At 72.0% G+C, this 12,159-nt stretch carries 10 protein-coding genes and 8 pseudogenes; 13 read left to right on the top strand and 5 right to left on the bottom strand.

Annotation, left to right across the window (positions count from 1 at the left end; genetic code table 11):
* Positions 1 to 10: 10 nt before the first annotated feature.
* From ACZ8AI_RS15030 to ACZ8AI_RS15040, 3 pseudogenes are all read right to left on the bottom strand, one after another.
* Positions 11 to 829, bottom strand: a pseudogene (locus ACZ8AI_RS15030) (NADP-dependent isocitrate dehydrogenase); the annotation flags it as partial.
* 61 nt (positions 830 to 890) lie between these two features.
* Positions 891 to 1,851 (bottom strand): annotated as a pseudogene (locus ACZ8AI_RS15035) (NADP-dependent isocitrate dehydrogenase); the annotation flags it as partial.
* Positions 1,742 to 2,131: pseudogene (locus tag ACZ8AI_RS15040) on the bottom strand (NADP-dependent isocitrate dehydrogenase); the annotation flags it as partial. The pseudogenes ACZ8AI_RS15040 and ACZ8AI_RS15035, both read right to left, overlap by 110 nt.
* On the opposite strand from ACZ8AI_RS15040, the gene ACZ8AI_RS15045 reads away from it, so the two are divergent.
* From ACZ8AI_RS15045 to ACZ8AI_RS15055, 3 genes are all read left to right on the top strand, one after another.
* Positions 2,058 to 2,921 (top strand): cation:proton antiporter domain-containing protein, encoded by an 864-nt coding sequence (locus ACZ8AI_RS15045; protein ID WP_464858877.1) that lies wholly within the window; start codon positions 2,058 to 2,060, stop codon positions 2,919 to 2,921. The pseudogene ACZ8AI_RS15040 and the gene ACZ8AI_RS15045 overlap by 74 nt on opposite strands.
* Positions 2,863 to 3,108 (top strand): hypothetical protein, encoded by a 246-nt coding sequence (locus tag ACZ8AI_RS15050; RefSeq protein WP_464858878.1) that lies wholly within the window; start codon positions 2,863 to 2,865, stop codon positions 3,106 to 3,108. The genes ACZ8AI_RS15045 and ACZ8AI_RS15050 overlap by 59 nt, the downstream gene beginning before the upstream one ends.
* A 162-nt stretch (positions 3,109 to 3,270) precedes the next feature.
* Positions 3,271 to 3,753, top strand: a complete 483-nt coding sequence (locus tag ACZ8AI_RS15055; RefSeq protein ID WP_464858879.1) for a hypothetical protein — start codon at positions 3,271 to 3,273, stop codon at positions 3,751 to 3,753.
* A 199-nt stretch (positions 3,754 to 3,952) separates the two neighbouring features.
* On the opposite strand, the gene ACZ8AI_RS15060 is transcribed toward ACZ8AI_RS15055, so the two are convergent.
* On the bottom strand, positions 3,953 to 4,201 hold the full coding sequence (locus tag ACZ8AI_RS15060; protein WP_464858880.1) for a hypothetical protein: 249 nt from the start codon (positions 4,199 to 4,201) through the stop codon (positions 3,953 to 3,955).
* A gap of 268 nt (positions 4,202 to 4,469) precedes the next feature.
* Here ACZ8AI_RS15060 and ACZ8AI_RS15065 point away from each other — a divergent pair, with 268 nt between their 5' ends.
* From ACZ8AI_RS15065 to ACZ8AI_RS15110, 10 genes and pseudogenes are all read left to right on the top strand, one after another.
* Positions 4,470 to 5,099: a hypothetical protein gene (locus tag ACZ8AI_RS15065; RefSeq protein ID WP_464858881.1), complete on the top strand. Its 630-nt coding sequence runs from the start codon at positions 4,470 to 4,472 to the stop codon at positions 5,097 to 5,099.
* Positions 5,096 to 5,491 (top strand): M23 family metallopeptidase, encoded by a 396-nt coding sequence (locus ACZ8AI_RS15070; protein ID WP_464858882.1) that lies wholly within the window; start codon positions 5,096 to 5,098, stop codon positions 5,489 to 5,491. Before ACZ8AI_RS15065 ends, ACZ8AI_RS15070 begins: the two co-directional genes overlap by 4 nt.
* An 82-nt stretch (positions 5,492 to 5,573) precedes the next feature.
* Positions 5,574 to 5,846 (top strand): annotated as a pseudogene (locus ACZ8AI_RS15075) (CNNM domain-containing protein); the annotation flags it as partial.
* A gap of 83 nt (positions 5,847 to 5,929) precedes the next feature.
* Positions 5,930 to 6,091 (top strand): annotated as a pseudogene (locus ACZ8AI_RS15080) (CNNM domain-containing protein); the annotation flags it as partial.
* A gap of 439 nt (positions 6,092 to 6,530) precedes the next feature.
* On the top strand, positions 6,531 to 6,839 hold the full coding sequence (locus ACZ8AI_RS15085; RefSeq protein WP_464859225.1) for a transporter associated domain-containing protein: 309 nt from the start codon (positions 6,531 to 6,533) through the stop codon (positions 6,837 to 6,839).
* Positions 6,840 to 7,308: 469 nt separating this feature from the next.
* Positions 7,309 to 7,909, top strand: a pseudogene (locus ACZ8AI_RS15090) (MmyB family transcriptional regulator).
* Positions 7,843 to 8,499 (top strand): hypothetical protein, encoded by a 657-nt coding sequence (locus tag ACZ8AI_RS15095; protein WP_464859267.1) that lies wholly within the window; start codon positions 7,843 to 7,845, stop codon positions 8,497 to 8,499. Before ACZ8AI_RS15090 ends, ACZ8AI_RS15095 begins: the two are co-directional and overlap by 67 nt.
* Positions 8,500 to 9,414: 915 nt before the next feature.
* Positions 9,415 to 9,501: pseudogene (locus tag ACZ8AI_RS15100) on the top strand (FBP domain-containing protein); the annotation flags it as partial.
* An 82-nt stretch (positions 9,502 to 9,583) separates the two neighbouring features.
* On the top strand, positions 9,584 to 9,904 hold the full coding sequence (locus ACZ8AI_RS15105; protein WP_464859226.1) for an FBP domain-containing protein: 321 nt from the start codon (positions 9,584 to 9,586) through the stop codon (positions 9,902 to 9,904).
* Positions 9,905 to 10,066: 162 nt separating this feature from the next.
* Complete coding sequence (locus ACZ8AI_RS15110) at positions 10,067 to 10,870, top strand: hydroxyisourate hydrolase (RefSeq protein ID WP_464858883.1); 804 nt, start codon at positions 10,067 to 10,069, stop codon at positions 10,868 to 10,870.
* A 335-nt stretch (positions 10,871 to 11,205) separates the two neighbouring features.
* On the opposite strand, the pseudogene ACZ8AI_RS15115 reads toward ACZ8AI_RS15110, so the two are convergent.
* Positions 11,206 to 12,137: pseudogene (locus tag ACZ8AI_RS15115) on the bottom strand (aldo/keto reductase).
* Positions 12,138 to 12,159 lie beyond the last annotated feature (22 nt).

Consider the following 12,159-nt stretch of genomic DNA (forward strand, 5'->3'; position numbering starts at 1 on the left):
AGCCGAGCTTCCGGCCCAGGGACTTGTCCTGCTCGAGGAAGGTCCCGGTGGCGCGGTCGAGCGTCTCGCCGAGGATGCGGGCGCGGGCGTTGCCGGTCACGCCGGCGAGGTGCTCGAGGCTGACCGCAAGCGCCAGGAACTCGCCGAGGCTGTCCCAGCGCAGGTAGTTCTGCTGCACGAGCTGCTGCACGTGCTTCGGCGCGGAACCGCCGGCGCCGGTCTCGAACAGGCCGCCGCCGCCGAGGAGCGGGATGACGGAGAGCATCTTCGCCGAGGTGCCGAGCTCCATGATCGGGAACAGGTCGGTGAGGTAGTCGCGCAGGACGTTGCCCGTGACCGAGATGGTGTCCTCGCCGCGGCGGATGCGCTCGAGCGAGAAGCGCATCGCGTCCTCGGGGCTCATGACCTCGATCTGCAGGCCCTCGGTGTCGTGCTCGCCGAGGTACCGGCGGACGAGGCCGATGAGGTTGGCGTTGTGCGCGCGGGACTCGTCGAGCCAGAACACCGCGGGCGACCCGGTCGCACGGGCCCGCGTCACGGCGAGCTTCACCCAGTCGCGGATGGCGACGTCCTTGGTCTGGCAGGCCCGCCAGATGTCGCCGGCCTCGACCTCGTGCTCGAGGACGCTCTCGCCGGCGGACGTGGTCACGCGGACCCTGCCCGCACCGGGGACCTCGAACGTCTTGTCGTGCGAGCCGTACTCCTCGGCCTTCTGCGCCATCAGGCCGACGTTCGGCACCGAGCCCATGGTGGCCGGGTCGAACGCGCCGTTGACGCGGCAGTCCTCGATGACGGCCTGGTAGATGCCGGCGTGGCTGGAGTCCGGGATGACCCGCGAGGGTGTCGTATTCCTCGCCGTCCGGGCCCCACATGTGCCCGGAGGTGCGGATCATCGCCGGCATCGACGCGTCGACGATGACGTCGCTCGGGACGTGCAGGTTGGTGATGCCCTTGTCGGAGTCGACCATCGCGAGCTCGGGGCCCGCGTCGATGCCGTCCGCGAACGCCTGCTTGATCGCCGCACCGTTCGGCACGGCGTCGAGGCCGGCCAGGATCGAGCCGAGGCCGTCGTTCGGGGTCAGGCCCGCGGCGACGAGGTCGGTACCGAAGCGCTCGAAGACGCTCGGGAAGAAGGCGCGGATGACGTGGCCGAAGATGATCGGGTCGGAGACCTTCATCATCGTCGCCTTGAGGTGCACCGAGAAGAGGACGTCCTCGTCCTGCGCGCGCTTGATCTGCTCCGTGAGGGAGGCCTCGAGCGCACGGACGTGCAGCACGGTGCCGTCGACGACCTCGCCCGCGAGGACGGGGATCGACTGCTTGAGGACGGTCGTCTCGCCGTCGGCGCCCACGAACTCGATCGTCAGGACGTCGTCAGCGGGGCGATCCAGGACTGCTCGTTCGAGCGGAAGTCGTCGACGCCCATGGGTGACGACGTTCGTCTTCGAGTCCAGCTCCACGCGCCCTGCGGTGCGGGTGCTTGCGGGCGTAGTTCTTCACCGACAGCGGTGCACGACGATCGGAGTTGCCCTCGCGCAGGACGGGGTTCACGGCGCTGCCCATGGTGCGGCCGTAGCGGGCGCGGGTGTCGCGTTCCTCGTCCGTCTTCGGCTCGTCGGGGTAGTCCGGCAGGTCGTAGCCTCGCGACTGGAGCTCCTTGATCGCGGCCTTGAGCTGGCAGGATCGACGCCGAGATGTTCGGCAGCTTGATGATGTTCGCCTCGGGGGTCTTCGCCAGGTCGCCGAGCTCGGCGAGGGCGTCGTCCAGGCGCTGCTCGGCGGTGAGCCGCTCCGGGAACTGGGCGATGATCCGGCCGGAGAGCGAGATGTCGCGGGTCTCGACGTCGACACCCGCGGTGCCGGCGAAGGCCTGGATGACCGGGAGGAAGGAGTGGGTGGCGAGGAACGGCGCCTCGTCCGTGAGGGTGTAGATGATCTTGGCCATGCTGGCGGGTACTCCTTGTTCGACCGTCGGTACGTCCACGGTACTCGTGGCGCAGGATGTCTCGACATCAAGATACATTGGCCAGGTGAACGCCCAGGTGCACCCTGGACCCGTGACCGAACTCCTCGTCGTCGGCGTCGTCGCCGTCATCGCCATCGCGGGCGCCGCCGTCGCCGGCCCGCGCATCGGTGTCGCGGCCCCGCTCGTGCTCGTCGTCCTCGGGATCGTCGCGAGCCTGCTGCCGTTCGTGCCGGACGCCGAGATCGATCCGGAGTGGATCCTCGCCGGGGTGCTCCCACCTGCTCTACTCGTCGGCGGTGTCGATGCCGTCGATGAACTTCCGACGGGAGTTCGGCGCGATCGGCGGCCTGTCGGTCCTGCTCGTCATCGCGTCGAGCCTGGTCCTCGGGCTGTTCTTCGCGTGGGTGATCCCCGGCCTCGAGGTTCTGGTGGGGCATCGCGCTCGGAGCGATCGTCAGCCCGACGGACGCCGTCGCGACCTCGATCGTTAAGCAGACCTCGGTGTCCCGCCGGGCGATCTCGATCCTCGACGGGAGTCCTGCTCAACGACGCCACCGCGCTCGTGCTGCTGCGGACCGCGATCGTCGCCGCCGCAGCCTCGTTCTCGTTCTGGGGCGCCCTCGGCGACTTCGCGAAGGCCGTCGCCATCGCCGTGGTGATCGGCTGGTTCGTCGGCTGGGTGAACGTGCTCATCCGCGCCCGGGTGCCGAACGCCGCGGTCAACACGGCGCTCTCGTTCGCGGTGCCGTTCGTCGCGGCCGTCCCCACCGAGCACTTCGGTGGCTCCGGGCTCGTCGCGGCCGTCGTCGCCGGGCTGTTCACCGGCATCGTCGGCCCGCGGAAGCGCCGCCGGGCACCGGCTGTCGGACGCGCAGAACTGGCAGACGATCGAGCTCGTGCTCGAGGGCGCCGTCTTCCTGACGATGGGGCTGGAGCTGTCGTCGATCCTCGGTGACGTGCAGGACGACCACACCGGCATCGGACCGGCGCTCCTGATCGCCGTCGTCGCGCTCGTGCTGACGGTGCTCGTGCGCGCGGCCTACGTCGTGCCGCTCCTGCTCGCCCTGTCCGCGAGCGCCAAGCGCGGTGAGCGGATGCAGGCGCCTTCGAGGAGATGCACGCGAGTGACCGTGACGCGATGAGCGACGTCATCCGCGAACACCGCCCAGGAAACCGTGCGCCGTCCGAACGAAGGAGCTCGACCGCTTCGCCGTGCGGGTGCGGCGGACCCTGGCCGACATCGCGTACTACACGAAGGCACCGCTCGGCTGGCGCGAGGTGCACTGCCGTGATCTGGGCGGGGGATGCGCGGCGCGGTCTCGGTCGCCGCGGCCCAGACGCTGCCGGACGGCACGCCGCAGAAGTCGCTCCTGGTGTTCATCGGGTCGCGGTCGCCCTGTTGCTCGCTCGTCGTCCAGGGCAGCACGATCGGCCCGCTCGTCCGACGGATCGTGGCCGCCGGCCCCGGACTCGGCGCAGAAGGACGTCGAGGAACGACGGCGACTGCTCGAGCTCATGCGGACCGCGGCCGAGCAGGTCCCGGGCAGGCCGAGGAGGGTTCCCCGCACGCAGGAGGAGCTGCAGGCCGCCGACCCCGCCGAGCTCCGGGCGTGGATGGGTCGCGAGAAGGCCCGGCGCACGGCCGTGCTCGAGGAGCGCAGCGCTCCGCGAATCCTCGACGCCCGCGACGACGGCTCGTTCGAAACGCCGAGGTGCTCGAGTCGATGCTGCGGAACCTCGACGCCGAGCAGATCGCGCTCGAGCTCGAGGAGCGCCCGTGCAGCTGACCGAGGTCGGTGCCGGTCGAGACCCCTTCGGTGCCGGTCGAGATGCTCTTCAGTGCCTGATCGACACCTGGAACACCCCGCACACCAGCGGCCCGCAGCAGCCGGTGAAGCCGCCGAGCCCTATCGGAAGTTCCGGAACGGACGCCCGAAGCCGGCGACGTGTGCGAGGCGACGCCGATCTGGTGCAGCACCTCCGAGGTCAGCGTCCGCTCGACCTTCGGCGCGAGCAGCGGGTCAGTCCGGACACCGTCACCACGATCTGCACGGCGTTCGGGGCGAGCAGCGGCTCGATCGTCTCCGCGGTCTCCTGCGCCCGGTGGAAGGCCGGGTCGTCCCCGGGCCGGCGGATCGCGATCACGGCGAGTTCGGCGTGGCCGGTCTCGCCGGGATCCGGCAGGTCGTCGTCGCCCACCACCCGCATCCGCGAGGCGTCCACACCCGCCCGCACGGCCGCTGCTCGCTGGGCACCGGCAGCAGGTCACGGGTGCCCGCGAGCACCACGTCGGCGACCCGCAGGTCGATGGGTTCGTGCCGGTCGCGGCGCTCGGGCCATGCTCAGGGTCCTTTCGGCTCGCTCATCGCGGACACTACCGATGGTCGGGAGCGGACGGGCGGGACCGGCCGGACCGGTCAGGACCCTCCCAGCGGTTCGGTAACGAGAAGATCACGAAAGGACCTGTACAAAGCGACAGAGTCGTGCAGAATGGTGGGCGGCCATGACGACACCACGCGAAATCGACCAGCACCCGGGGACCCCGGTGGTGCACCTGTCCCGTCGCGCGGCCCTCGAGGCCGAGCGTGCCGCCGCCCGCAAGCCGGGGCGTTCCGCCCGCAAGGCGGAGCGTTCGGCGACCAAGGCGAGACCGCCCGAAGCCGACACCGACGCCGAAGCCGGAGCGCACCGGGCGCCGAGCGACCATCGCCCGGGCGACCACCGAGCACGGCGTGCGGAACACCCCGGACGCACGCATCCAGCGAGTCGTCCGTCGCCCCGCGGCCACCGTGACCAGCCTGCCGGCCGCACCACGCGCCTCCAGGCAGCAGCGCACGTCGCGACCGCAGCGCGCCACCCGGATCACGCTGACGAGCGCCCTCGCCGCCCTCGCCATGTTCGCTGCCTCCGCGATGCCCGCGCACGCCGGTGCCGGCACCTCGATGGCGACCTCGACCCTCGCCCCCACGGTCCGCACCAGGACTACGCCGTCACCCAGGCCATCTCGGCCAGCGCCCTCGACCGCGACGAGTTCACGGTCGCGGCGGCACCGCCAGCAGCTCGGCCGCTCCGGGCACGGCGGTCTCCTACGGCGGCGCCGTCCGGTCGCCGTTCCCCGGGCCGGTCCGGATGAGCTCCGGCTTCGGCTACCGCTCCGCGCCGTGCGGTGCGTGCTCGTCCCTGCACCAGGGCCTCGACTTCAACCCCGGCATGGGTGCGCCGATCGGCGCCGTCGCCGCGGGGACCGTCCGCGTCTCGGGCACGTACTTCTCCTACGGCAACGCGGTCATCATCGACCACGTGGTCGACGGGCGCGAGGTCTCGACGCTCTACGGCCACATGATCCCGGGCTCCTCGCCGCTCAAGGTCGGCGACACGGTCGAGGCCGGCGAGTTCATCGGCAAGGTCGGCTCCTCCGGGGTCTCGACCGGGGCGCACCTACCTGGGGTCCTGATGGACGGCGTCACCCCGATCGACCCGAAGGCCTGGCTCGAAGCGCGCATCGGGCGGACCCTCACCGCCTGATCAGCTTGCCTGTGCACACTCACAGGCATGGACGACTATACAGACCGGCCGCTCGACGACGATCTGACCGGACCGCCCGCTGATGGGCGCCGACACCTGGATCGCCTTCGGGCTCGTCATCCTCTTCGTGCTCGTCGGCGGGGTGTTCGCCGCCGCCGAGATCGCCCTCGTCTCCCTGCGTGAGTCGCAGCTGCAGCAGCTCGAGCGCCGCGGGTCCCGGGGCATGCGCGTCGCCGAGCTCGGCCGCGACCCGAACCGGTTCCTGTCCGCCGTGCAGATCGGTGTCACGGTCGCCGGGTTCTTCTCGGCCGCCTACGGCGCTTCGTCGATCGCGCCGGACGTCGCGCCGCTGCTGGGCGGGTTCGGGCTCGACCAGGGTGCCGCCGAGGTCGTCGCTCTCGTGCTGATGACCCTCGTGATCGCCCTACCTTGTCGCTCGTGTTCGGCGAGCTCGTCCCGAAACGCCTCGCGCTGCAACGGGCCGAGGGCTTCTCGATGGCCGTCGCCCCGACCCTCGACCGCTTCGCGACCGCGATGCGGCCGGTCATCTGGCTGCTGTCGAAGTCCACCGACGCGGTGGTGCGGCTGCTCGGCGGGGACCCGGACGCCCGCAGTGAGATTGTGAGCACCGAACTCCGCGGCCTCGTCGACGACCACGACGCCATCGACCCCCAGGGTCGCCGCATCGCCCGGAGTGCGCTCGACGCCGGCGACCGCGTCCTCCGCGAGTCGATGCGCCCCTGGTACGACGTGTCCACGATCGACGCCGCGGTCTCCATCGCCGAGGCCACCGACCACGCCATCGACGTCGGACACTCCCGCTACCTCGTCACGGACGGCTCGCGGGACCACGTCGACGGGTTCGTGCACCTGCGCGACCTGCTCCGGCCCACCGACCCGTCGGCACCGGTGGCGACGCTCGTCCGCCCCGTGCTGGCGCTGCCGGGGACGAAGTCGCTGTCGAGCGCCATCGCGGACATGCGCACCGACGGCCACCAGATCGCCCTCGTCGTGGACGAGTACGGCGAGGAGCGCGGGCATGGTCACGCTCGAGGCGCTGCTCGAGGACCTCGTCGGGCAGATCCGCGACGAGTGGGACACCGCCGAGTACGACGAGTCGTCCGCGGCGCAGGACGGCGTCGACGGTGCGACGGTCCTCGAGGACCTGGCGGCCGACGGCGGCCCGGTCCTGCCCGACGGCGACTACGAGACCGTCGGCGGCCTCGTGCAGGTGTTCCTCGACCGGGTCCCCGCGGTCGGCGACGTCGTCCGGGCGGGCGACCACCGGCTCGAGGTGACCGCCATGGACGGTCACCGCGTGGCCGCGTGCGCATCACGGCCGACGTGACCGCCTGACGGACGGGAGGCGCGTGGCGGAGCCCGCCCCGCGCCTCCCGTCCGGTCTGTCCGTCCTGTCCGGACGGCAGCGGCGGCGGCGCCGTCGACGGCGGCGGCGGCGGGTACCGCCAGTGCCCCCGACCTCCCGGGAGGCGCGACGTACGCTCGACCCATGGGTATCGACGTGCGCAACGAGATCCGCGACTTCCTGTCCCTCCCGACAGGCGCGGCTCACCCCCGACCAGGTCGGCATGCCGTCGTTCGGTGGGGGGATCCGGCGGGTGCCGGGGCTGCGTCGCCACGAGGTCGCCATGCTCGCCGGGGTGAGCGTCGACTACTCCACGCGGCTCGAACGCGGTTCGCTCAAGGGCGTCTCGGACAGCGTGCTCGACGGGCTCGCGAGCGCGTTGCAACTCGGCGAGGACGAGCGCGTGCACCTCTGGGACCTCGCGCGTCTGGCGAACGCCGGCGTGAAGGTCATGCACCGCAACGTCCCGACCCAGGTCCGACCCGGCGTGCAGCGGCTGCTCGACGCGATCACCGGGGCGCCCGCGTGGGTCCGCAACGAGCGCGGCGACGTCGTCGCGACGAACGAGCTCGGCCACGCCCTGTACTCGCCGATGTTCGCCGGACCCGGTCGGCCGGTGAACACCGCACGCTTCACGTTCCTCGACCCGCGGCGAAGAGTTCTTCCCCGACTGGGCGCAGACCGCCCGCGACGCCGTGGCGATCCTCCGCGCGGCCGCCGTGTCGAGCCCCTGCGAGCCCGGTCGTCACCCTCGTCGAGGAGTTGTCTACCCGCAGCGAGGAGTTCCGCACCTGGTGAGGCGGCGCACGACGTCCGCGTGCACCGCGCCGGCAAGAAGCGGGTCGGTGCATGCCGATGTCGGCGAGCTGCGGCTCGACTACGAAGCGCTCGACCTCGTCGCGGACCCGGGCTGCCTGGTGATGTTCTCGTTACTCGGCCGAACCCGGCAGCGAGTCCGAACTGATCCCTGTCGCTGCTCAGAGTCGTGGGCCGCCACGGGACGGGCCGAACACGACGCCGAGCGCCGCTGGTCTGGACGCCGGAGACGCTGAGTCCGAGTCCGTCGGCTGAGCCCGTGACCGGGCAAGGACGACCTGCAAGTACCGTCGGCCGGAGCCGTCTACTTCGCATGGGCGTCGCGAAGGCCCTGGGCGGCGCGGATCGGTTGCTCGAGGTCGGCGTTCCGGCGGCGAGCGCGGGGTCCTACGCGCCGGCCGGTGCGGCGGTGACGACGGTCCCCCCAGGCGCGACCACCGCCCGACGGCCCGACGCCTTCGACGCCTCGGTGGTGACCTTCTCGCTCGACGAGTGGGACGACCTGGAGCACGGGCTGGCCGAGCTGCGCCGGGTCACGCGCGGACCGATCTTCGTCGTCCTGACCCGCGACCCGCACGCGTGGAGCGGTCGTGGCGTGCTCGCCGAGTACGCCCCGGAGGTCATCGCGGCCGAAGGCCGCGCCCTCCCCACACTCGACCAGATCGCGGCAGCGCTCGGCGGCGGCCTACGTCGTGGGCGACCACCCCGCTGCCTGATCCCGCTTCACGTGCGTCGGCGGCTTCTCGGAGGCGTACTGCGCCCGGCCGAGCGGCTCCTCGACCCCGGAGCCGCGGCGAGCCGGCCCGGCGTGGAGCCGTGTTGTTGAAGATGACCGCCCGCCGCTCCGTACGCCGCGCTCCGCACCGCGATCGAGTCCGGCGAGTGGGATCGCCGGCACGGCGCGCTCCGCGTCCGGCCGTCGTACGAGGAGCTCGCTCGTCCTCGTCACCGCCACCCCGACGGACGACCCCGTGGGGCTAGCGGAACGCTCGGTCCACCCGTACCCTGAATGTTCTTTTCATCGACCCGAAGAACAGGGGACCCGTCATGGACAACGACCACATCCACACCACGACGACCGACGCAGCCGTCGGACTGCGCGCGACGGAATGCTCCGTCGGATCGGCGCGGTGGCCGCCGTCGCGGCGCTCGCGCTCGGCTTCACGACGGTCTCGGCGACTGCCTCCAGGCTACCATGTTCCGTCCTGCGTCGCGCTCGGTGGAGACACGCGCGTACATCTCGCAGGCGGGCATCGTCACGCAGACCGGCCTCGTGTACGTCAAGAACAACTGCCAGGCCAACCTCCCGCCTGAAGGTCGACGTGCAGTACGGCTTCGACTCGCCGTGCACGACCTTCCAGAAGGGGCAGCGCATGGGCATCGCGTACACGTCCTACCCGGGCCTCGCCTACGCGACGGCACGCGGCGTCTACACCTGCTGAGTCCCGGAGCACGCCGCGGAGGGCGTGGCCGGGATCCTCGGGGTCGCGCCCTCCGACGCTCCCGCGGCCCGGGATCCTCCGGGTCGCGCCCTCCGACGCTCCGCGGCTTGACACGTCGTCGTAGGCTGATCGGGTGAGCTTCCAGGAGGTGGTCGGCGCCCGTATCGCCGACATCAGGGCGTGATGCCCCCGGTCGCACCGTTCGGTGCGGCCTGCGCTCAGCGAAGACCCTGTGGGCCACTCCGCCCGGTGCGGCGCATCCCCTGCCGCCCCGGGCACCGAGAACGAAAGCGCACACCATGCTGCCCATCAGCGAGAAGACCCTTCGCACGTCCTTCGTCAACGCCTCCCGCAAGGAGGTCGGTGACCTCACCACCCTCCCCGCCGGCTTCGACACGATCGACTGGGACGCCCTCGACTACCTCGGCTGGCGCGACCCGAAGATCGGCCGGCGCTACGTACGTGGTCGTGCCGACGCTCGACGGGGAGCTGGTCGGGATCCTGTTCCGGCAGGCCGAAGCCTCCTCGCGGTCGCTGGCGCAGTGCTCGTGGTGCCAGGACGTCAAGCTGCCGAACGACGTGGTGCTTCTGCAGCGCGAAGCGGTCCGGCAAGGCAGGTCGAACGGCAACACCGTCCGGCACCCTCGTCTGCCAGGACTTCCGACCTGCTCGCGGAACGTGCCGAAGCTGCCGCCGCCCGCGTACGAGGGCTACGACGTCGAGGCCGCCTGGCTCCGGCGCATCGAGGACCTGCGGCTCCGCGCCGCGTCGTTCGCGGCCGAGGTGTAGCCCCCGGCGGCGCTGGACGTTCCCGGTCGACGGCCTGGAGGCGCGGGGCGGGCCCGACCCCGCGCCTCCAGGCCCACGAACCGGACGTTCCGGGACCGGTGGTCGCGTTCGGGGAAACCACCGTGACTTGCCCAGGACACGATCCTCTCGTAGCGTGGCCGCGTGGACCTCGGCGAGCTGAACGACGCGACCGACACCGACGCTGCCGCCACCGTGCGGGCGTGGGCCGACGTCGATCCGTGGGTCGACGCCCTGGTGGCGGCACGTCCCTACGCGTCCGTCGCGGGGCTGCTCGACCAGCCCGTTCGCTCGCCGGCGCGTGGGGCGCCGCCGAACTCGATGCGGCGCTGGCGCACCACCCGCGGATCGGGGAGCGGGCCACGGACGCGTCGTCCGCTCGAGCTGTCGTCGATGCGCACCGCGGGTGACGACGTGGCTCGCCGCCATCGCCGACGGCAACGCGGACTACGAGCGGCGGTTCGGGCGCGTATTCCTCGTGCGCGCGCTGCCGGACGGAGCCCCAAGGGGCTCCTCGCCGAGCTCGAGCGGCGACTCGGGAATCAGCCCTCCGTCGAGGAGGCCGAGGCGGCGGCAGCCCTCGCCGGACATCGCGCTGCACCGCATCCGGGCGACCTTCGGCGTCCGCGCAGCCTGACCTCGCACGTGCTCGATGCGACCTCCGGTGTCCCCGCGGCGGGCGTCGCGCTCGTCCTGAGCACGGTCGACGGCGACGTCGTCGCGACCGGGTCGACCGATGCCGACGGCCGGGCGGCGCTCGGGCCGGACGTGCTCGGACGGGGCGACCACGTGCTCCGTTTCGAGACCGGGCGTACTTCCGCGGCGGCGGGGGTGCCGACGTTCCACCCGTTCGTGATGGTGGCGTTCTCGGTCTCGGGATCGGAGCACCTGCACGTGCCGCTGCTGCTGAGCCCCTTCGCGTTGCACAGCACCTACCGCGGCAGCTGACGCGCGGCGCGCTGCGCTCTCGCGCGGCTGCGAGGGGCGTAAGCCGTCTGCGGTACGTGCGCCCGGCGCGAGCGGGCTGGCATACCAGGGTGAGTAAGGCGGACGCGCAGGGCGTTTCGCCGCTCGCCTGATCTATGCGCAGCCCGGCATGCCGTCGCGATCGAGCCGAGGCGGAAACGCTCCGGTCCTTCCACGAAAAGCACCCTGGTATTTCGCCCGCTCGCTGGATGCGCGGCGCGGCGGGGGGGGGCTCACGCTGGCGGGGCGGCACTCCGCCCCGGGAAGGCGGGAGGCCCGTGGCGCGTCCGCCACGGGCTCAGCGTCGGTCGCTCGGGTCAGCGACCGATGGTCGACATGTCGGGGTAGCGGTCGCCCGTGGGGACCAGCAGCGCCGGCGGCCGCGCGATCTGGTCGTCGGTGAGGGTGAGGTCCGCGGCGCCGACGTTCTCCTCGAGGCGGGAGTCCCGCTTCGTGCCGGGGATCGGGACGACGTCGTCGCCCTGGGCCGGCAGCCAGGCGAGCGACACCTGCGCCGGGGTGGCGCCGGCCTCGGTGGCGATCTCCTTGACCGCGTCGACGATCCGCATGTTCTGCGCGAACGCCTCCTGCTGGAAGCGCGGGTTCGCCAGGCGGAAGTCGTCGGAGTCCAGGTCAGACGGCTTCGTGATGGCACCGTCAGGAACCCGCGGCCGAGCGGCGAGTACGGCACCAGGCCGATGCCGAGCTCGCGCAGGGTGTCGAGCACGTCGCCCTCGGGGTCCCGCGTCCACAGCGAGTACTCGCTCTGCAGCGCGGTGATCGGGTGGACGGCGTGGGCCTTGCGGATGGTCTCGGCACCGGCCTCGGACAGTCCGATGTGGCGGATCTTGCCCTCCTGCACGAAGCCGGCGAGCTGGCCGATCGCGTCCTCGATCGGCACGGCCGGGTCGACGCGGTGCTGGTAGTACAGGTCGATGTGGTCGGTGCCGAGGCGGCGGAGCGAGCCCTCGAGCGCCTCGCGGACGGACTCCGGTGCCGAGCTGATGCCCCGACCGGTGGCGGGGGTCTCCTCGCCCGGGGTGTGGGTGATGGGGCCGAACTTCGTCGCGATCACGACGTCGTCGCGGCGGCCCTCGAGCGCCCGGCGGAGCAGGTCCTCGTTCGTGTAGGGGCCGTACGCCTCGGCCGTGTCGAAGAGCGTGACGCCCAGGTCGATCGCGCGGTGGATGGTGCGGATCGACTCGTCGTCGTCGGAGCCGGCGCCCGTGTAGAAGGCGCTCATGCCCATGGTTCCGAGGCCGACGGGTCCG

The sequence above is a fragment of the Curtobacterium sp. AC273 genome, from assembly GCF_979253735.1.

Bases quoted from the DNA above. Each gene is read 5' to 3' on its own strand.
- ACZ8AI_RS15055 (WP_464858879.1), top strand. From the start codon at position 3,271: ATGCGCGGCGCGGTCTCGGTCGCCGCGGCCCAGACGCTGCCGGACGGC.
- ACZ8AI_RS15065 (WP_464858881.1), top strand. From the start codon at position 4,470: ATGACGACACCACGCGAAATCGACCAGCACCCGGGGACCCCGGTGGTG.
- ACZ8AI_RS15070 (WP_464858882.1), top strand. From the start codon at position 5,096: ATGAGCTCCGGCTTCGGCTACCGCTCCGCGCCGTGCGGTGCGTGCTCG.
- ACZ8AI_RS15085 (WP_464859225.1), top strand. From the start codon at position 6,531: ATGGTCACGCTCGAGGCGCTGCTCGAGGACCTCGTCGGGCAGATCCGC.